The 20331-nt window shown below is 62.7% G+C and carries 18 protein-coding genes; 3 read left to right on the forward strand and 15 right to left on the reverse strand.

All coding sequences use genetic code 11. The features are described from left to right. The first annotated feature begins 45 nt into the window (after positions 1-45). Both crcB and ACK4FZ_RS05170 read left to right on the forward strand, forming a co-directional pair. The gene (gene crcB, locus ACK4FZ_RS05165; protein ID WP_409818584.1) at positions 46-429 is read left to right on the forward strand and encodes a fluoride efflux transporter CrcB; all 384 of its coding nucleotides are present in this window, start codon (positions 46-48) and stop codon (positions 427-429) included. 14 nt (positions 430-443) lie between these two features. Beyond that, entirely contained in the window at positions 444-761 is a 318-nt protein-coding gene (locus ACK4FZ_RS05170) for a DUF190 domain-containing protein (RefSeq protein ID WP_409818585.1), read from the forward strand. A gap of 8 nt (positions 762-769) precedes the next feature. Here ACK4FZ_RS05170 and ACK4FZ_RS05175 read toward each other — a convergent pair whose 3' ends face one another. The 8 genes from ACK4FZ_RS05175 to ACK4FZ_RS05210 form a co-directional block, all read right to left on the reverse strand. Next, positions 770-1192 (reverse strand): EamA family transporter, encoded by a 423-nt coding sequence (locus ACK4FZ_RS05175; RefSeq protein WP_409818586.1) that lies wholly within the window; start codon positions 1190-1192, stop codon positions 770-772. Positions 1193-1200: 8 nt separating this feature from the next. Beyond that, positions 1201-2151, reverse strand: coding sequence for an arsenic resistance protein (locus ACK4FZ_RS05180; RefSeq protein WP_409818587.1), 951 nt, complete (start codon positions 2149-2151; stop codon positions 1201-1203). Between the two features lie 28 nt (positions 2152-2179). Beyond that, complete coding sequence (gene modC / locus ACK4FZ_RS05185) at positions 2180-3247, reverse strand: molybdenum ABC transporter ATP-binding protein (protein WP_409818589.1); 1068 nt, start codon at positions 3245-3247, stop codon at positions 2180-2182. 1 nt (position 3248) lies between these two features. Continuing rightward, positions 3249-3926: a molybdate ABC transporter permease subunit gene (modB, locus tag ACK4FZ_RS05190; protein WP_409818591.1), complete on the reverse strand. Its 678-nt coding sequence runs from the start codon at positions 3924-3926 to the stop codon at positions 3249-3251. Between the two features lie 12 nt (positions 3927-3938). Beyond that, positions 3939-4742 (reverse strand): sulfite exporter TauE/SafE family protein, encoded by an 804-nt coding sequence (locus ACK4FZ_RS05195; RefSeq protein WP_409818593.1) that lies wholly within the window; start codon positions 4740-4742, stop codon positions 3939-3941. A gap of 9 nt (positions 4743-4751) precedes the next feature. After that, complete coding sequence (modA, locus tag ACK4FZ_RS05200; RefSeq protein ID WP_409818595.1) at positions 4752-5522, reverse strand: molybdate ABC transporter substrate-binding protein; 771 nt, start codon at positions 5520-5522, stop codon at positions 4752-4754. A 146-nt stretch (positions 5523-5668) separates the two neighbouring features. Beyond that, positions 5669-6019 carry a winged helix-turn-helix domain-containing protein gene (locus ACK4FZ_RS05205; RefSeq protein WP_409818596.1) on the reverse strand — a complete coding sequence of 117 codons (351 nt, stop codon included), beginning with the start codon at positions 6017-6019 and terminating at the stop codon, positions 5669-5671. A 136-nt stretch (positions 6020-6155) separates the two neighbouring features. Continuing rightward, complete coding sequence (locus ACK4FZ_RS05210; RefSeq protein ID WP_409818598.1) at positions 6156-7730, reverse strand: AAA family ATPase; 1575 nt, start codon at positions 7728-7730, stop codon at positions 6156-6158. Between the two features lie 129 nt (positions 7731-7859). On the opposite strand from ACK4FZ_RS05210, the gene ACK4FZ_RS05215 reads away from it, so the two are divergent. Further along, positions 7860-8570: a hypothetical protein gene (locus ACK4FZ_RS05215; protein WP_298398327.1), complete on the forward strand. Its 711-nt coding sequence runs from the start codon at positions 7860-7862 to the stop codon at positions 8568-8570. Here the strand turns inward: ACK4FZ_RS05215 and ACK4FZ_RS05220 are convergent. The 7 genes from ACK4FZ_RS05220 to ACK4FZ_RS05250 all read right to left on the reverse strand — a co-directional run bounded on the left by ACK4FZ_RS05220 (position 8556) and on the right by ACK4FZ_RS05250 (position 20323). Beyond that, positions 8556-9419 carry a hypothetical protein gene (locus ACK4FZ_RS05220; RefSeq protein WP_409818599.1) on the reverse strand — a complete coding sequence of 288 codons (864 nt, stop codon included), beginning with the start codon at positions 9417-9419 and terminating at the stop codon, positions 8556-8558. The genes ACK4FZ_RS05215 and ACK4FZ_RS05220 overlap by 15 nt on opposite strands. Positions 9420-9421: 2 nt before the next feature. Next, a complete protein-coding gene (locus ACK4FZ_RS05225; RefSeq protein WP_409818601.1) occupies positions 9422-12175 on the reverse strand; it encodes a hypothetical protein in 2754 nt (917 codons plus the stop codon). Beyond that, a complete protein-coding gene (locus ACK4FZ_RS05230; RefSeq protein ID WP_409818602.1) occupies positions 12175-12789 on the reverse strand; it encodes a condensin complex protein MksE in 615 nt (204 codons plus the stop codon). The genes ACK4FZ_RS05225 and ACK4FZ_RS05230 overlap by 1 nt, the downstream gene beginning before the upstream one ends. After that, positions 12789-14045, reverse strand: a complete 1257-nt coding sequence (locus tag ACK4FZ_RS05235; protein WP_409818603.1) for a hypothetical protein — start codon at positions 14043-14045, stop codon at positions 12789-12791. Before ACK4FZ_RS05235 ends, ACK4FZ_RS05230 begins: the two co-directional genes overlap by 1 nt. 413 nt (positions 14046-14458) lie before the next feature. Beyond that, entirely contained in the window at positions 14459-16171 is a 1713-nt protein-coding gene (locus ACK4FZ_RS05240; RefSeq protein WP_409818604.1) for a DUF262 domain-containing protein, read from the reverse strand. A 23-nt stretch (positions 16172-16194) separates the two neighbouring features. Further along, positions 16195-17463, reverse strand: a complete 1269-nt coding sequence (locus ACK4FZ_RS05245; RefSeq protein WP_409818605.1) for an ATP-binding protein — start codon at positions 17461-17463, stop codon at positions 16195-16197. A 1-nt stretch (position 17464) separates the two neighbouring features. Further along, a complete protein-coding gene (locus tag ACK4FZ_RS05250; protein ID WP_409818606.1) occupies positions 17465-20323 on the reverse strand; it encodes a TrlF family AAA-like ATPase in 2859 nt (952 codons plus the stop codon). Positions 20324-20331: the final 8 nt, after the last annotated feature.

Below are 20331 nucleotides of genomic sequence, written 5' to 3' on the forward strand. Positions count from 1 at the left end.
TTTGCCCGCCAGTCCGGTTTCAACAAGAAACCATGAGGACAAGGCATGCTCCATTCCATACTTGCCATCAGCATCGGTGCCTCGCTCGGGGCTGTATCGCGGTGGCTGCTGGGCTTATCGCTCAACACCCTGTTTCCCGCGATCCCACCGGGCACTGTGGCCGCCAACCTGATCGGGGGCTACCTCATCGGCGTCGCGTTGGCGGTCTTTGCCGCTGCGCCGAACCTGGCGCCCGAGTGGCGTTTGCTGATCATTACCGGCTTTCTCGGCGGGCTGACCACGTTCTCGACCTTTTCTGCTGAAGTCACGACATTGATCCAGCAGGGGCGACTTGCCATGGCGGCGACGGCCATCACGGTTCATGTCGGCGGCTCGCTGCTGATGACCCTAATCGGCCTTGGCACGGTCGCGGCTTTCAAACGATTCTGATTCAGGAGACCGGCATGCAAGGCTACCAACTGACGTTTTTCACACAGCAGGATCGGCGGCATGGATGCACGCCGCTTGGCGAGTGGCTGCTCGAAGAAGCCCGGCGGCTGGGGCTGCGCGGTGCGACCTTGACGACGGCCGCCGAGGGCTATGGGCACGCAGGCCGCATCCATTCCTCACATTTCTTCGAGCAGGCCGACCAGCCGCTAGAAGTCACCATGGCGGTGACCGCCGATGAGGCGGAGCGCTTGTTTGCGCGCCTGCGGGATGAGAACGTGCGGGTTTTCTATGTCAAGACGCCTATCGAGTTCGGCATGACTGGCGATGTCTGAAGCCGGTGCTATCTGCGGGCGATCACCAGCAACCCTGCCACGATCAGCGCAGCGCCGGCCACCATGCGCCAGGTGATGACTTCGCGCAGCAGCAGCCAGGCCAGCAGCATGGCGACGACCACGCTGCCCTTGTCGATCAGCGCCACCGTGGCCACGTCGCCGACCTTGAGCGCCTTGTAGTAAAAAATCCAGGACAGGGCAGTGGTTACGCCGGACAGCCCCAGCCACAGCAGATTGCGCTGACCGACCAAGGCCAGCTCCTGAAACGGCACTGCCAGCCAGGCAAAGATCAGCACGAACCCACACACGAAGAGCGTGCGGATGGTAAGACCCAGTTCGCCCGAAATACCTGCCAGGCCCATCTTGGCGATCACCGACGTGAAGCCGGCGAAGAACATCGACACGAAGGCGTAGAAAACCCATTTTTCCATGATGGTCCTTACTTGAAGAGGCTGCGGGGCACCCACCACAGGTAGGCCACCATGCCGAAGAGTTCGACCAGCGACTGCACCACGATCACCACCGCCGCCACTTCCCATCCGGCGGGCAGCGACAGGGCAAAGGGCAGTACCACGAAGGAATTGCGCGTGCCCAGGCTGAACGCCAGGGTGCGGCCCTGATTGACGGGCAGCTTCAGCCACCAGGCCAGGATCTTGGCGAGCATGGCAGCGAGCACCAGAAACACCACGAACAGCGGCACGATCACCGGCAGCAAGCCCAGCGCCTGCCGAACGGTGCCCACCTGCGCGGCAGCGATCAGGAACACCACCGTGGCCAGCAAGGGCACGGGCCACCAGGCGAGGTGCTCTCGTACCCTGGACCGATGGCTGCGGGCTTCGGTCCAGCGCTCCGCTGACACCGCGGCAAGGAGCGGCAGCAGAACAACCAGCAAGGCCGGCCACACCTGTTCAGGACGCACCACCCTCGAGAAATCATCGCCCATCATCCCCCACAGGTACAGCGGCAACAGGAGTAACTGCAACAGCAGGTTGATGGGCGTCACCGCGATGGCGCGCGGTACGTTGCCGCCCGCGAGCTGGCTGAACGTGATGAACCAGTCCGTGCAGGGCACCAGCAGAACCAGCAACACGCCCAGCCGCAGCACCGGCTCGTTTGGCAGGAACTGCACCATGCCCCAGACCAGCAACGGCAGGATGACGAAGTTCCCGGCCAGCACGGCCGTCACGAAACGACGATCCGCGAAGGCCTCGCGCACATGCAGCAGCGGCACCTGCACAAAGGTGGCGAACAGCAGCAGTGCCAGAGTGGGCCACAGCAATGTTTCGAGCACCGCGTGCGTGCTCGGCCACAGGCTGCCCACGAGCAGACCGGCCAGGATGGCGCTCAGGTAAATCCAGACCTGCTGCCGTTCGAGTATCAGGCGATCCACGTCCACCTTTCCGAATCAAGACCTGCGTTCATTCCAGCAGCGCCACCGATTTGACCTGCACCCAGATCGGCATGCCAACGCCCACGCCCAGCGTGCTCACGGCCCGCTTGGTCAAGCGTGCCAGCAGCACCGCCTCACCCACCCTGACCCGCACCAACGCGAGACCAGGATGGTCATCACCGCCCATCGCGTCCACCACGCCGCGCAACACATTCTGAATGCTGCCCTGTCCAGGCTCGATGGCCAGGCTCACATCCCGCGCCAACACCCGCACCCGGACGCGGCGGCCAACCGTCAGACCATGGTCACGCGCCCACAGACTGCCGCCGTCGAAATCGACACGCGCCAGGTGCCAGTTGCCGTCCACTTCGCCCACCGTACCGTCGAGGATTGCCCCGGCATCCTCGCCGAGCCGGATCGGCAGATCGAGGCGGGCCAGCGTCTCGGCCAGCGGCCCGCTGGCCAGTACCCTCCCGCCTTCCATCGCCACCAGGTGGTCAGCCAGCCGTGCCACCTCGTCCGGCGAGTGGCTGACGTAAAGCACTGGAATGTCCAGCTCGTCGTGCAGACGCTCCAGGTAGGGCAGGATTTCCTGCTTGCGCTTCAGGTCGAGCGCGGCCAAAGGCTCGTCCATCAGCAGCAGACGCGGGCTGACCGCCAGGGCGCGGGCGATGCCCACCCGCTGGCGTTCGCCGCCGGAGAGGCGATCCGGCTTGCGGTCGAGCAGATGCCCGATGCCCAGCAGCTCGATGGCGCGGTCGAGGCTCACGCGCTGCGCCTCGCCGTTGCGCTTCATGCCGTAGCGCAGGTTACCCAACACCGTCAGATGGGCGAACAGGCTGGCCTCCTGGAACACGTAGCCGATGGGCCGCTGGTGGGTTGGCACCCAGTGCCCGGCGTCCTGCCACACTTGACCAGCGACGGTGAGCCGCCCTTGCGGTGCGCGTTCCAGACCGGCGATGCAGCGCAGCAGCGTGGTCTTGCCGGAACCCGAGTGCCCGAACAGGGCGGTCACACCCCGGCCGGGCAGGCTGAGATCCACGGCGAGGGAGAAGCCCGGCCAGTCGAGTCGGAAACATGCATCGATGCCCGCCATCTCAGCCTCCCTTCTTCGGATTGGGTCGCCAGGCGTACAGAGCCAGCAGCACGAGGAAGGAGAAGATCAGCATCACCGCCGCGAGGCGGTGCGCCTGCATGTATTCCAAGGCCTCTACGTGGTCGTAAATCTGCACCGAGGCGACCCTTGTGACGCCCGGCAGGTTGCCGCCGATCATCAGCACGACGCCGAACTCGCCCACCGTGTGGGCAAAGGTCAGGACCGAGGCCGTCAGGAAGCCCGGTGCGGCCAGCGGCACCGCGACGGTGAAGAAGGCATCCACGGGTGACGCGCGCAGGGTGGCGGCCACCTCCAGCGGCCGGTCGCCCACGGCCTCGAAGGCTGTTTGCAGCGGTTGCACCATGAAGGGCAGGGAGTAGAACACCGAGGCGATGACCAGCCCCCAGAAGGTGAAGGGCAGCGGGCCGAGTCCCAGCGCCTGGGTGAGTTGGCCTACCGGCCCGTTCGGCCCCATCGCCAGCAAGAGGTAAAAGCCCAGTACCGAAGGTGGCAACACCAAGGGCAAGGCCACCACCGCACCGATGGGGCCTTTCCACCACGCCTTGGTGCGGGCCAGCCACCAGGCGATGGGCGTGCCGACCAGCAGCAGGATCAGGGTGACGATGCCCGCCAGGCGCACGGTCAGCCAGAGGGCTTGCAGATCGCTATCGGTCAGCATGTTCCCTCCCGCTCAATGCGCGTGCTGGAAGGTCTTGATGGCCGAGACCAGCAGGACGATGCCGAGCAGGCCCATCAGCGCGCCGGTCGGCACCAGGCCGAGCAGCAGGCCGCCGATGGCTGCGCCCAGGATAGAGCCACTCACCATCCAGCCCATCAGCGGTCGTTCCTCGCGCAGCACCTGGAAGGCGTCGGCGCGGGTGTAGCGGGCGAAGCCGACGATCATGGTCGGCAGGCTGACCATCAGCGACAGACTGCCCGCGAGCTTGATGTCCAGGCCGTAGAGCAACACGATGACCGGAATCAGCAGCTCGCCACCGGCCACACCCAGCAAGGCGGCGACCATGCCGATGCCCAGGCCAGCGACCAGACCGGCCATAAGGCGCAGCGGCCCGGCCTCGAACAATGGCGTACTGCCTTCATGCACACCGGCCCAAGCTTCCGAGAGCATGACCAGGGACAAGCCGATCAATAGAACCAGAATGATGCGATTGAGCCACTGGCGGGCCAAGGTGATGGCATGGCCTGCCGCCCACCAGGCCCCGACGAGACTGCCCGCGAGCAGGTTCAGCACCACGTCGAGGTGGTCGGCCAGCGTGTCCGGCGCAATCGTGCCGCCCCGGAACAGCAGCGCGGCGGCGACCACGACCAGGCTCATGGCCTTGTTGAGGATGACGGCCTCCAAGGCGCCGAGACGGAACACGCCGACCAGCACCGGCAGGCGGAATTCGGCCCCGCCGAGGCCGATCAGGCCGCCTAGGGTGCCGATCAACGAACCGGCGACGAAGCCTTGGCCGTTGCGGACGGGCGCGCTCATGGCCGCGCCCTACTTGCCGGCGGCTTCGCCCGGCAGGACGAAGCCGTACCTGGTCATCACGGCCCGCGCCGGCTGGCTGCCCATGTAGTCGGCGAAGCGGCGGGCCAGGGCGTTGCCTGCGGCCCGCTTAGTGATGACGAAGCCCTGCTCCAGCGGCTCGTGCAGCTTGTCGGGAATCAGCCAGTAACCCCCTTTGTTGGCCAACTCGGGATTGACCGCCAGGGCCAGCGCGATGATGCCGACCTGGGCATTGCCGGTCTGCACAAACTGGGCCGTGTGGGCGATGTTCTCGCCATAGACCAGCTTCGGCTCGACCTTTTCCCACAGGCCGGAGGCGCGCAAGGCTTCCTCGGCGCGCTTGCCGTAGGGCGCGTGCTTGGGGTTGGCGATGGCGATGCGGGCGATCTTGGGATCGGTCAGGCTGGCCAGCGTCATCTTGCTGGCATCCATGCCCGCGCTCCACAGCACGATGCGGCCGAAGGCATAGGGTTTGACCTCCGAGGCGGCAAAGCCCGCCTTGGCCAGCTCGCGCGGGAAGGCGATGTCGGCCGAGAAATACAAGTCATAGGGCGCACCCTGCTGAATCTGCGTGTGGAACTTGCCAGATGAGCCGTAGATGACTTCCACCTCGTCGGCGGGGTGGGCCTTCTTGAAGGTGGCGACGATTTCACCCATCGCGAACTTCAGATCGGCCGCCGCCGCGACGGTGACTTTCTCGGCATGCGCCGTCGCCGCGAACAGCAGCGAACAGGCGAGCAGCAAGGGGCGCAGGAGTTTCATGGGCGGTTCCATCTCGTCAAGTTGTGGCGCAACCGAACCCGTCGAAGATGCCTTTGTCGGGTTCGCTACATCGTTAGGTCAAAAAAGATATAACGCAAAGCATACAGCACCATCCATGCCAAGCCATAACCGAAATCAAGAGTGGATCAGTTCGCCAGCTCGCGCAGGGCTTGCAGTTCCTTGCCTGCGCTGGCGTTGAGACTGGCTTCCAGCGTGTCGTAACACGCGATGAGCTGCTGCCCCAACGTTGTCAGGGATGCGCCACCACCGCCTTTGCCGCCAGTCGCGGTTTCGACAACCGGACGCCCAAACCCTTGATTCAGGGAATCGATCAGCAGCCAGGCGCGCTTGTAGGGAACGCCGAGAGAACGGGCCGCTGCTGCAATGGAGCGGGTCTCGCCGACTGCCCGCAACAGGTCGATCTTGCCGGGACCGATGGCGATCCCATCGCCGATGTAGATGCGTGGTCGCACCAGGACGGCGCACGGTTGGTTCATCTTTTCTGTCATTTTGTTCAAACGGTGTGAAAAAACAACATCTCACCGTGCAAGCATTTTAGCTAGCACAAATAGCAGCATTTGAATGTTGAGTCGCCACGTTGCATGATTAATGGCACAAGTTATCCTACCTAGCTCAATCCCAACCATCCCCAGTAAATCCTACGCCTCGACGATTGAGCTCAATTAGTGGCCTGATGTCTCGCACTTGGACAACCCTCCTGCCATCACGAGCTGCCGAGCCCAAGGCCCGCTGAAGAACCAGACGCACACTGCGCGGCGGCAAGGCTTGCAGACGGGACAGGACATCATCATCCAGCCTCTCGGCAAAGGCGTTGCCCCAGCTCGACTCGTCGCGGAGTCGGTTGTAAATCGACTGCGCAATGCTTCTGACCTGCTCCGGCCTGGGCGGTTGAATGTGCAACACCGTCAACCGTGAGCGTAGCGGCCCCGGAATCGCCTCCAGCTCATTCGCGGTCGCCATCCAATTGACATGACTGGCGTCGATGGCAAAGTCGCGGATCGACAGGTCGATGAAATCCCGCGCACTGCGCGGTTCCAGCAAGGTATAGAGTGCTGCCAGCGGATCGTATTGCGGTCTGCCGTTACTGGCCTTGTCCAGTTCATCGAGTACCACCACCGGGTTGGCCAGTGGCTGGTAGGCCAACAGCTCAAAGAGCTGGCCTGGCTCGGAATTGCTCCAAAATGATTCGGAACCGGCGAGCGGCGAACTTGATTGCGTACTCGCTATGTCGAAGACCCGGAACGGTAGCACGAGCTGATCGGCAAGCCAGCGTGCCGCCTCGGTTTTGCCGATGCCCGCCGGGCCGACCAGCAACACGGCAGGCCAGGACACCCGGCCATCGCCCAGACTGGACAAGGCGAAGTGATCACGCATCAGCTCGGCCAGTTCATGGAAGTTTGGAAAGGCCCGCGCGAACTCATCCAGAAGGGCTTTCCAGTCCGGGGGCAGCAGGCCCAGTTGGCGGCTACCATGGCCCGCCCGCTTGATCCGCTCCGCCATCGCCTGTGCGCGCTTGAACTTGTCGTCGCCTTTCGGTCGGTGGCGATCCACGAACGTCTCCAGCCCGGCTTCATCGAGAAAGACGATGCTCGGCAAGAGTATTGATTTAGCGGTTTCTGTCGGCTGCTCCTGAACCTGTTCCGGTTTGGCTTCACTCGGGACGGGCTCATCCTCAACAGCCATGGCGGCGCGTACATCTTCAGTCGTCACCTTGCCCAGATCGTGCACCACCTGCTGTACCCTCTGTTCGACGATGAGCTGGCGGCTGCGGCGCACTTCTTCGGCAAACAATCCTTGGATGCCGTCGTGTTGCGGACAGCGTTGCGGACGGATGCCGTCCCCGACAACCTGTACACCGCAAACGGGGCATTTTTGCAGCGAAAGGTGCTTGGTCTGGGCAATCAGATCGAACACTGCTGCTGCACGTTCGCTGTGGCGTCGCGGCGGCTGGTAATGAATGGCCAAGCGATCCCGGTTGCAGCTCACTGACAGTGAGCCCTTTCGTGCGACCACCGCGGGTGGCAGCAGGTATTCCACCTGGGCAAACAGATGTGCCACCACGGCCAAATGCCCCGGCGCGGGTTCGACGATTTGCCGGGCAAGCCAGGGATGCTGCTCCTTGAGTGCAGCAATGGCTGCTTCGTATTCCCGCAGGCGCAACGGACGGGCTTGCTTTGGCTTACGCATGATGGCCTCCCGAATAGTCTAACTATAAATTACTATAACAGCGGTTTGCGCGAATCGCCAAACTCCGCACTCTCGTCTTGTCGGCCAATAAGTCTTATAGTGATTTACAGTGAATTCACAGGGCTCGACATGCCAACCCTTGCCAACGAACAATTGCCAGGCTTTGCCGCCGCCTTGATACGACTGCGCGGGGAAACGCTGGGGCGGATCGCTGAAGCCACCGGTATCCGCACTGCCAACCTCTCGGTCTGGCTACGTGGCAAGGAGCAGGTGATCTCCGCCAAACGACTAGTCGGCCTGTTGCACCACCTCGGTGTGGAAGGCGGGCGCCTGCGTACCGACGTGTTGCACCAGTGGCAGGATCGTGGGGCACTGGATGACAGCAAGCTCGTGCTAGGCAAGCTGCTGGCCGACAAGCAGTCGGTGTGGTTGTTTCAGGATGAGCAGCCGGGGCTTATCAAGACCCGCTTTCTGTTGGCTGGCGATGTGCTGATCCGCATGGAGATCGAGCCGGGCGTCGATCAAGCCCTTGATTTGGCGACAGTCGTCAGGGTGGATCGTGTCATCAGCACCCCTGCAGCATTGGCCGGGGTGCCAATCGACTCGTTGGCATCAGCACACAACGTCCTCTTGGCGCTGGCGGAGCAGGCCGCAGCGGACGTGGGTGACGAAGAACTGCTGGAAGGGCTGATGTTCCGTCTGACCGAAACATTAGGCAGTAATGTCACTTCAGCGCAGGGCTGGCAACAACTGGAGCAGGCGCTGAGGCGGTCCCTAGAGGCTGGCCTGGCCCCAGGTGACATTGCGAGCTTACTCAAAGGGCACCTACAGAACAGATAGCCAGACCGCTTCTTGTTCGAGCGCCAGTCCGGATTGGCGCATTTGTTCGGTTAACGGGCCCAGATAATCAGGCAACTGCAGAACAGCACTGGTGAACTCCCGAAGCGTATCCTGCCATAGCCGCTGGCTACCATAGCGTGCCAGTTTGCTTTGCCAGTCGGGCATCAGCCAGCATTCGCAAGTGTCGCCAAGCTGTGCAAAGAGTCGCACGAAATTGGCCAGCCCCACGCCGTCATAGTCCGGGAACAGTACGACACGGCTTGCACGCGGGCGCTGCCCCAGCCAAGCGAGAAGCCGGCCATCAAGCTGTCCGCCGTAGTACAGCAGGGTGGCTTGCGTTCCTACTGGCAGCCAATCCGTGCGGTCAAACAGCGCCTGGTTCTCCACCAGCCAGAGCGGCTGCCCGCTTTGCCAGGTGTCGCCAGTTTCAATGCGCAGGCTGGTAGCCCCGAAGTGGTGCGTGAGCTGGCTGAGTGGCAGTTCGCTCCCGTGTTCGCCTTGCCGCCAGAGAACCTTTTCGCCAACGGCCTTGAGCAAGGGGTAGTAGCACTCATGCTGATGATTGCGCGCTTTGCTGTCGCGCGCGTGGGCGATGTGTTGCGCCCGCAGCGGCAGGTCGTCCGTGGCCAGCATCCCGACTTGGGGGGAGAGTGCGCTCAGATGGATATCGAATAGTCGCGGATCGCTGACACGGTAAACATCACCGCGCCCCTGACGCTGGCAGATTACCGCTCCTGTCTGCCGGGCAAAGCGATCCAGAGCGCTGCGCTGAGCGGCGGTGAAATAGCTGGCCGGCAGGGCTTGTTGGCCATGCAGTTTGAGCAAGGCTGCGCGCAGGGTTCGATCCATACTCAGGCATCCAGCGGTTCGATGACCTGCCAGCTATGGCGGCTGATCTGGTTGCTGCCGTTGCGCGTGTGAATCGGCACGCAGTAGCGCACGGTCGTCAGCGGCGCGGGCGAGGCAAAAATCAACGAGAAGCCGAACTCCGCCGCCGTGTCGATCAAGCTGCGCTGATTGCGGGCGTCCAGGGCCAGTGCCTCGTCCAGATAGCAGATGCCCTGAATGGGGCGACGCTGATCCTGCATCAGATGCAGCATCGCCAGCCCCGTCACCAGTTTGGCCATCAGCACGGTGCCATTGGAGGCGGCACTGTCGAGGTCATCGAAGGCTTCCGGCTCGCGATCTGCCTTGCCGACCCAGAAGCGGAGGCGAAACAGGTCGGCCACACGCAGTCCATGGCGGGCGTTGCCCTCTTCGATCAGCAGAGTCTTGGCGCGATTGAGTTGATCATCGTCGAGCACGCTCTGCTGGTTGAACAGTTCGAAGGTTTCGCCACTGTCCACAGTGGCGGCGGTACTGATCAGCAGTTCAATGGCCTCGACCAGAATGGTTTCGTCTTCGGGTTCGATCTTGAACACTGCCAGATCGGAAAGTTGCCGGCCGCTGATCTTGCGGTTGAACTCGCGCATCCGGCGCTTGAAAGCAAACAGGCCGTCGCGCAGTTCGCGCAGGCAGGCTGCCACATTCACCACCGCCGAGCGTACTTTCTTTTCCAGGGCTTCGGCTTCCTGCGGCAGGTGATGGGCGAACTCAACGAGACGAACAATCTCGCTTTCCGGTTCGCCGACAAACTGATACTTGGTCAATCCGCCGCTATGGATTTCACCCAGCAGATGGCGGATCTGCTCATCCAGCTCCAGCAACTGGCGGCAGTCGACCTGATAGGTCTGCAGTCGCTCGGCCAGTTGCTCCAGCGCGAACTCGGGCTGGGCCAACCAAGGGCTGTGCGGCAGGTCGGCCAGCCAGGCGAAGGGGCCTTCGTGGTCGACTCGCTGATGACGGCGTTGCTCGATCTGCCGGTGTTGCTGCTGCAAGGCCGCCAAATCCTGTTGCCGCTGCTGCCGCTGCTGATCCAATGCGCGGTGCCGCTCTGCCGACTGCGCCAGACTGGCGCCGAGGTCGGCGAGCTTTTTCGCCAGTGTCTGCAGCCGCTCCTCGCGCTCGGCCTCGCTTTGCCGCAAGTCCTGCATGTGCGCGTAGTCCCGCAATTCGGCATCCAGTTCGGCTAGTTGCTGCTCCAGCGCTTGGCGTTGCTGTTTGACGTTTTCCAGAGCCAGGGCGGTGGCCAATTGTTCTTGCAGCTGAACCTGCTGTTGCTGCAACTCCTGCTGCAATTCGCTCAGTTCCGCCAGGGTCCGTTGCTGATACTGTGCCGGCAGGGCTTCCAGCCGCAGTTGCAGGCCAGGCAAATTGAATTGCTCGGCATTCGCATCGACCAAGGCCGCAAGCAGGGCCTTGCCATCAAGACGGAAATCTTCGCTGCCCAGGGTCAGTGCCGGCTTGGCCAGCACCTTGTTCAGCGCGTTGAGTTGTTCCGTAGATACGACACCGGCCAGTTGCTGATAGAGGTTCTGCCCCTGGGTGCGCAACTCCTGCGCCAGCTGCGCGGATTCCCGTTCGATCCGGGCCAGCTCGCGCTCGATGGCCGCTGGCGTGCGGCTCTGGGCCTGGCCGATCCGTACCACCAGCGCATCCCGTTGTTCCTGCAGCTCGCGCCGGCGCGCCTCCAGCAGGGCGCGGTCGGGGATCAAGGCAAAACGCTGCTGCAATGCACGCAACTGTTCGCTTTGCTGGCGGAGCTGCTTTTGTTCCAACTCGCACTCTTTTTTCTCGCCAGCCGACTGCATATCCTGTTCGCGCAGGCGGGTTAGCTCGGCATCGCACTGCGCCAACTCATGCTGCAAGGTTTGCTGGCGGGTCTCGTAATGCTGTTGCCACTGCCCCAGTGCCGCGTCGATCAAGGGGCGCCAGCACAGCAATTTGCCGCGCAACACCAGGCGGGCCTCCTGCTTCCGTTCCAGTTCGCCAAGGGTGGCTTGCAGCCGCACGGCGGCCAGGTACTGGCTGCGTTCGGCGTTGAGATCGGCGAATGCCTTGTCCCATTCCGCCTTGAAGTCGATGCTGGCATCCGGCAGATCGCGCCGGAAAATCTGCAGCAGATAGTCTTTCACCTCGCTGGAGCGCAGTTTGTCTAGGCGCAGCGTGCGGGTCAGCACCCGCTGAAAAACGCTGGCATCGCTGGCGTGCTCCAGCCGGAAAACGCAGAAATCCTGCTGACTGGCGAGCTTGCGGCTACGCCCGCCATAGACCATGTCGGCGAATTCGCTGCTGCTGTAGCTGAACACCCGGCGCCCAAAGCTCGCCAGATGGCTGGCCAGTTGCGGTTGGGGCACCAGGGTGCCATCCGGCAGGCAGAACTCCTCGACCTTCAGCGGCCCGGCATAGGCGAAATACTCGTACTCGAAGCTCACCCCTTTGCCCACGCAGCCCAGCACCACGGTGCCGGACTCCGGCAGCGATACTTCTAACAGCACATAGGCGCTGTTGTTGGGAAAATAGAAGCGCCGGCTCTTGTCTACGTCATGCGCGCCGAAATCCATGCGGCGGCGGTCGATGATCAGCAGGAACTGCAGGGCATTGATCAGGCTGGTCTTGCCGGTATTGTTGGGCGCCACCAGCGAGACCGCACCATCGAGCGGCAACTCGGCGCGCGAGTAGCCGGCACTCCCCAGCAGGACCAGACGTTGGAAGCCGTACTGCATCAGGTGTCCTCCTCGTCGTCTGGCGCATCCGCAGCCCAGTCTTCCTCCGTTGGCGCGCTCGGCTCGTCGCCATCAGTCTTGGCCGTCAACGCCAGGCTCTCGAAATGATCGAGGTAACGGCATACAGCGGGCAGCAGTCGCCAGCCCGCCGGCTCTGGCACTGCAAAGCCGAGGTTGCAGGCGCGGCCCAGCAGCTCCACCAGGGCATCGAGGTTGAGACCCTCGGCATCCAGCAGGTCTTGCTGTTGCTTGTAGACCTCGGCCAGCCAGGCGCTGTCGATCAGCCAATCGGTAAAGCGCTGCAGGGCCTTGCCGGCGTTGGCCTGGACATCGAAGATCACCATGAACAGCAAGGCCAGCTGGCGGCTCGTCTTGCCGATGTTGCTGTTGGCCTCGCTGTTGTGAAACCAGGCAAAGCCCCTGGCATCCAGGCGCAGCTCGAACCCCAGCGCGGCAAACAAGCCGACATAGCTGGCCTCATGCTGTTCCAGCTCCGCCCACAGCGCGGGCTCGGCTATTCGATTCAGGTGTTTGCCGGAGAGAAACAGGCGGAACAGCTCGGCCAATGTCGGCATCTGCGACAGCGCGGCTGCCAGAGCTTGTGGGATCGTCATTACGGGATACTCACGCGGTGAGGGTGATGCAGGACGCGAATCGTCTGCAATGTGGTTTTTTCAGGCTGGCTGGCGCCCTCGAACTGCCAGCCAGGCTCATGTTGCAGGTCATGGAACAGGCGCAGCAGGGTGGCATCCTGCAGGTGGGCGTAATGGCTGTGCAGCCAATCGAGCAGATTTTCCACCGGCAAGCTGAGGGCCAGATGCGCACGAATAGCGCCTTCGTCCACCTGCTCCAGCAACGGAACGTCATCGCCGGGTTCATCCTGCGGAAAGGCCACCGCCTGCGGCTGGTATTGGCGCACGGCAGCCATGATCGCCCGCACCTCATCGCCCAATTGCAATTTGAAACCGCGCTCATTGCGCCAGACGGGGAGTGCGGTCTTATCCGTCGGGCGCGACAGTGCGCGACGCAGGCCGCGTTTGCGCACCTGCCCCAACAGCAAGCTGATGGCACTGGTCAGCGCGTTGTGCTGACGCAGCTCTTCGCGCAAGGGCAGCAGTGTATCGGCGCACTGTTGCGCCACCAGTCGGCCAAAGCGCCGCAGCTCCTTGGCCTGGTGCGCCACCTGACGCAACTGCAGGCGATGTGAGTACAGTGCGCCCTGTACCGACAATTGCTCTAGGCTCAAGTCGAGCGCACGCTCCGCTTCTTCCAGATAGCGATAGAAGGTGCCCTGCGAGCCGCTGTCCATCATCTGGTTCATCGGCTCCACATAATGATCGTAGGCTTCCAGCACCGCGCGGTAGCGCTGGCTGATCGGCATGCTGCTGTCGGCGCTTTTGGCGTTTTCCGCCAGCTCAAAGAGCGCGTGCCGGTCCTGATCGAGCTGCAGACTGACCTGGCGGAAGAGTTCTGCTAGCTTGTTGGCGGCTCCGCGCACGCGATCCATGTCGGCCCCGAGCATCCCTTCATTGAGTGCTTCGGTGGCTTCACGGATGGCCGCAACACGCGCCTGCAGTACGGCAGCTAGGCCCAGCTCATGTTCACGGGTGAGACCGCGCACGAACTCCAACACATAGGCATTGAGCTGCAGATCGCTGCTGCGCGGCAAGGTTTGCAGGATGTCCGCATTGACCAGGGCACGCAGCACCGCGCCCTGCGTTTCGGCATCCCGTTGCCCGAATACCTTGGCAATACCGTTCAACACCTGATCGCTGGTCAGCACGGCAAACTCGCGCGACAGCCGCACCAAAAGCTCTACGGTGTCCCAATGGGTGTAAAGCGCGTAGACCAGCGAGCGAGGGTTGGCCATGTCAGTTCAGTCTCCCACCACCGAGCAGGCATGCCCTTTGCGGCATGCTCTCACCCACCAGCCGCACAGGGCGGCAACCCGGCGCATGGCCGCAGCGGGGTTTCATAAGGTGCAGGCTGGACGCATTGACCATTCGTTGTCCCCACGCCGCCGCGCCCGATTTCTGGCGAAATCGAGCCCAGCGGCCACATTCTTTGTGCTCTCGCGAGCCACCACAAAGAATGTGCTCATCGTGCTGGGGACAAGCGAATCTTGGGCTGCGTCCCGGCCGGAATGTGTCAGGCATGGTGGCAACACTGTGTGCACAAGGTGGCGTCAATGTGGTGAACAGCGTGGCAACATTGTGTTGAACATGTCGGCAGCATTGTGGCGACATGTGGGGAACAGTGTGGCAACAAGGTGGCGCTGACAGCTCAAGCGGTCGCATGGATGAAAGCATTCAGTGCCGCCGCGATGCGTTTACGGCGCTCTTGCAAGAACGCCTTGTAGTGATCCAGTGCCAGCAGTTCCTCCTCCACCGGGATGCACTGTGCGGCGAATGGTGCTGCACCGTGCTGCGCCACCAGCGGCAACAGGTAGGTCACAGGCGCTTTGTCGCTGATCGCGCGATTGGTTTTGCCGCCGATGAAAGCCAGGTTGGCGATGTCGTCGGCCTCGCGAGGGTTGTAGCTGCCGCGCAGCAATGCCTTGGGGAAAATGTGATGAAACTGCAAGCGGTGCTGACTGCCCGAGTGGTCCAGAGCAATGGCCAGGTGGCTGCGCCAATCCTTGGCGCCTGCCGCACGAAACGCTAGGAACATGGTCTTGAACAGCGCACTGCGCTGGTTGCGCCCCTCCAGCTCTTCCGGCGTGATGTCAAGGCGGCCGAACTGCAGACGCAACCGGTCGATCAGTTCATTGACGCCGCCGCCATTGCGGATGGTCGCCAAATCCTGATCCAGAATGGTCTCACTGGAACCCCGCGAGAAACGGCCTTTGGCATTGGCGGCCAAGGCCCAGTAGCGCAACTGCTGCGCCTCTTCCGTGCTGAGGGCATAGTCGCGGCGGTGTCCAAAGTAGGCCAGTACCACCAGTAAGAAGGGCGATGACAGCAAGGCAGGGCTGTCGATACCCAGATTGCTGCGTGCGAAATTGAGGGCAAATTCCATTCCCTCGCAGGCTTCTTTCCACGCTTGCTGCAGTATGTCCAGGGTCAGGCTGCCGACGGTCAGAAAACGGGATTGCCCGGTGGCAAAGGCCATCAAATTCTTCAGGTGCAAACCCAGATCAAGCTCGAAACCGTTCTGGGCGCAAGCACTCTGGAAGTCCAGGAAGGTCTGCAGCGAGTGCCGCCATTTGGCCGTGATCTGCGCCAGAGCCAGATCGGAGCTGCGCAGCTTGGCGCCCAGCGAGTTGACCCGCACGAAGATTTCCGTGACCTCGTCGTAGGACAGTGTTCGCTCCAGCACGTCCATGCGATACACGTACTTGCGAATGCCGCGTAGCCGGGCCAGGCGCTGACTGTATTTCTCGTAACGCGGATCATCAAAGCCACTGATGCCCGCACGTTTGAGGAAAGGCGCATCGCTGTCGGTCTTGAAGACTTCGGATACCTTCACCCACTGCGGCAACTGCTCCAGCTTCCGGGTCGCCACCACGAAGGTCATTTTGTTGAAGCGCGTCAGCAGTTCGTCTTCGCTGGCGTCGGCCTCGTCGCCGCCCAGTTCGCCTTCCTCATCGACTTCGGCGTCATCGCCGTTCTCATCCACTTCGGTCACGACGGCCAGTTGGTCGGGATGCTCCAGATTGAACAGCAAATCGATGGGCCGACGGCGACCGCGCACCGACACCGGCTCGCCACGAATGACGGCAGACAACGAGGTCAGACGCTGTTGTCCATCGAGCAACAGGCGGGTGCTCTGATAAGGGTTATTGCTTTGGCTGACGGCAAAGCTTTGCAGGGGCACGGCCTCATCGGTTTCCCACAGCAGAATCGCCCCCGAGGGATAGCCCCGATACAGAGAGTCGAGCAAGTCGCGCACGCGCGTGGAGCGCCAGACATACTGCCGTTGCATCTCCGGTAAGCGCAGCTCACCGCGCTCGATCATCGAGACCAATTCTTCAACGCTGGCTTCAGCCTTGGCCATGGTGCTTCCTTATTTTCTCAATCTCATTCAGCTGCTGCGGGCGGTTCGGCAGCGGGGATGACCAGCAACAGCTCGGAGTCATCCACTAACCTGTAAACCGGCCGCTTGCCGGACAGTCGTTCGCTCTGATCCAGAATGATCTGAACCCCTTCACCACGCTTGTCCATCATGGCGCTGCGGCCCGTGATCGCTTTGTCCGCTTCGGGCACGGAACATTTGGCCAGCAGGCTGGTGACGGCTTCGTTTCGCGCGGCCTGGCGGTAGGGAAGGCTCTCCACCGTCATGGTGTTGGGGATGGCGCCTGGCGAATACAGCTCCAGCCGGTCCGCAAACATCCGCAAGCGGATTTTGGCGCCATGGATCGAGTAATCCCGGTGTGCAACGGCATTGACCAGGGCCTCGAAGACGGCGGTCATGTCGTACTGCGGCAGGTCGTGCCGGCCCTCATTCTTGGTGGCATAGACCTGCATGTTCTTGCGGACGAAGTGGCAAGCCGCCAGCACCTGGGCATCCAGCGGCCCCGTGATGTCCTGGGCGTCGAGCTGATAGGCTGTGTCACCTTGCGGCAGCACCTCGGTGCCACGGTATGCCACGGCCTGAATGAAGGCATTTGGCAGCCAGCGGCGAGGGTCTCTGCTCGCCATCAGCACGCCGGCGATGGTAGGCCGAAGTGCGCCGTCGGCATCGGGGCGCGCCATGGCCAGTTTGTCCAGCAGCACCTCGCGCGAATCCTGCACGCGCGGACTGGCAAAACGTTGCCACAGATCATCTACAAGGTCGTCGAGTGTGGCGCCAGGCACCGGCTGCTCGTCGAAGCGGATGATGCGCGCCTGGCTGCGTTGCTGGAACAGCCGCGCCAGATAGTCCGGAGCCATTTCACGCTTGGCACTGCCCACGCGGTGCAGATAGCCGCCCGGGCTTTTATGCACGAACAGGCTGCTTGCGATATCGATCTTCAGCACCGGAAAGGGCTCGCCTGACGTGCTGGGTAGGCTCAGACGCTCGATCACCGGCGCGAGCGGCGGGGTGATGCTGTCCAGGCAAATCTGCCGGACGAAATCCTCCACCAGATCCAGGCGCTCCAGCGGGATACCGAGCACTTCACGGGTGTCGTCCACGCCGAGCACGCACACACCACCCCGGCTGTTGGCGAAGGCGGCCAGCTCATCGGCCAGCGAATCTTTATGGGGGGCTGACACCTTTTGACCGGCAAAGCGGACTTCCTTCAACTCCAGATAGGAGTCCTCTCCCAAGCGAATCTTGTCGATCAGGTCGGCGATGTGGTCGAACATGTCAAACCTCTCTTCCCAGGCGTTGGTAACGCCGTTCGAACGCTTCTTCGCCGCCTTCCATCACTTGGCAGACTTCGCGGCGCATGGCCTGATCCTGCAAAGATCCGGTTTGCTTCACATGGCACTGGTGGTTGAAGTCCAGTACGTGGATCAACTCCGCATCGCCATTGACCACGATGTTGGGGTTGTGGGTCACGATGATGAGCTGACGGCGCAGTTTGTTGCTGCGGATCTGCTGCACGACCAGTCCGTAGATCAGGTGGTTATCCAGGTCATCTTCTGGCTGGTCGAGCACCAGCGGCTCGTTGCCGTGCGCCAGCAGGAAGGCCAGCATGGCCGCCGCGCGCTGCCCGGCGGACGCCTGGCCGATGGACTGAAAGTCCCGCCCGTCACCTTTGCGGCTGTATTCCACCTGCAAACCGTCTTCAGGGAACCAGCACAGAATGTGATCGATGAATTCCGGGCGCTTGTCGGCTTCCGCTTTCAGGAATTTATTGAACCAGCCGCCAAACTCCGCCTGTCCGCCACTGGCTTGCGACATGCGTTTCTTCTGCGTCAATAGCGCCTGCTCGAAGGCCGCCGTATCCCATACGCCCGGCTGCTCGACCAGATCAACCGTGCCCAGCAGATCGGCCACGAGCCCTTTGGGGGATGCCCCCTCTTGCTCTTGATACAGGTCGTCCACGTACTTGCCTTCAGCGGCCCCAAGCACCTCCCGCAAGGAGCGCTCGATGCTCTGTGCGTCCCGGCTGTACGGGATCAGCTCGATGCGCACAAAGGGATTGCCTTGCAGCGTGGCCTGCAGAAATGCGCTCCGTTGGGCGCTGATGGCGCGGCGGGCCGATTGCACCTGCTCCAGCAGCGATTGGGCCTTCTCGCGCAACTCGGCGTGCTGCTTCTGCAAGGCTTCCAGCTTCTTCAGCTCGGTTTCCAGGCGCTGCTTTTCTTGCACCAGGCGGCCGTACTCGCTGGGGTCGCTGACGCCTTGTTGCTGCAAGTCGGCCTTGAGCTGCTCGTAAGCCGCCTTGGCCGCGCCGATCCGCGCAAACCAGGGCGAAGCCTCCAGCTCACCCCTCAGGACTTGCCCTCGCTCCTGCAGCACGTTTGCCGCGCGCTCGACGTCCTGCTGCGCCTTGGCGATGGCGGCGTGCAGCGCCTGGACAATGCCCAGTGCCGGGCCGTCCTCGGCGGTATCGAACAAGCCTTCCGGCAAGTCTTCCGCCAACAGATCGTCGGCAAGCGCTTTCAAGCGGGTTGCCAGCTCGGCGGAGGCGTCGAACTGGCGTTCCAACTCACGGCTCTGCCGGTTGGTGCGCTGATAGTTTTTCAGCAGGGCGGCATGATCGGCGCCCTCGAAGCGGGCCAGCTTGCGCTGAATGTCTTGCAGGGCCAGCGTCAACGCCTCACGCCCTTGCAGCTTGCCGTCCAGCTCGCGCATTTGTGCCCGTGCGGCGAGGAAGGCACGCTTGGCTTCCTCGAAAGCGGCCTGCTGCGATTGCGTGCCCGCCGCATCGTCAATCACCTTGAGCAGCGCCTGTTGGCTGTCTCCGGCCAGCGCGGCGATCTGCCCCTGGCTGAACAGGCGCACCGGAAAGCGTTGCTCGGTGACGGCCTGACTGGCCGAAGGCTTGAAACTGCCCGTGGCGGCGTTCCATTCCTCCACCGCGTGGCCCTGGCCATCCTGCCGCCAGATCAGGCGATAGGGCATGCCATCGCGCTGCACTTGCACGCAGATGGCCGTATCTGCCCGCAGGCCGCCTTCGTCATTGCGGCTCCTGGCAACCTGATTGAAACGCTTGAAGGTCTGCCCGGCTTCCGAGCTGAGCGACAGCTCCTTCTCACGGCGATAGGCCAGGCGCAGGGCATGCACGACGGTCGATTTGCCGGTCCCACGTCCACCGATCAAAGCATTGAAGTAGGGGTTGAGCGGCAAGCTCGCAGGCGTCCTGCCGCGCCCCATGTAACGTGCGTCGCGGATTTCAATCGATTCGATGAAATGCTCGGGCGTATTGAACGGCGCAAAGCCGTTGCTCTCATCGCTGCGCCGAACGGAGACTTCCTGCCCATCCAGCAAGGCAAGGCGCAAGCCTTCCAGACTGGGCCGGGCCATCTTGATCCAGGTGTAGCGCGAACCGGGAACAGCCGTACCTTGGAAGCTGTGACAATCGCTGCCCACCACGCTGGCAAAGCGCAGTTTCAGTTCATCCAGCACCATCGGCACGGGGCTGGAGGATGCGGTCCACTCCAGCGCCAGGATGCCGGGCTCCTGCAAGACCGCCTTAACCGTATTGGCATCCATCATGCATTTACGCGTACTAGGCTCGACCCGCAACAACCCCTTGTCGCCGTCGACGTGCGCCGGGATAGCAAGGCCCCCCGCCGCCAGAATGCGCTCCACCACCTGGGCGGCGCCGATGCGGGTGACGCCATCGCTGTCGCCGCGCGTGCCTTGGTAGTCCACCTGCGCCAGCAGGTCGCTGATGGTCTGACTGGTGGCGGACGGGTCGAAGATCGCCAGCATATGGAGGCCACCCTGCACCGAGATTTCCACACCGGGGAACAGGTAGAGCTCGCGGAAGCCGCCCGGCGGCGTACCCGCATCGGCCTCTCGCTTCATCTGCGCATAGGCCACCTTGAGCCTGTCGATCCACTCGCCTGTGTTGTGGTCGGTGACAGCCACGCAGTCGATTTCGGCAGCCATGTATTTGAGCAGCCAGGTCTGCGGCGTCAGCTCATCGGCCGTGCCGATGGCGGCCTGCCAGGCGCTCGAATCCTTGGAAGCCGGGGTGTGGGTATGGAAATCGAACTTCCACCAGCGTGCGCCGGGGTAAGGCCAGGGTTGGCTTGCGTTGACGCTCATGTTCATTC

This window comes from Vogesella sp. (assembly GCF_046297735.1).
Classification (GTDB): domain Bacteria; phylum Pseudomonadota; class Gammaproteobacteria; order Burkholderiales; family Chromobacteriaceae; genus Vogesella; species Vogesella urethralis.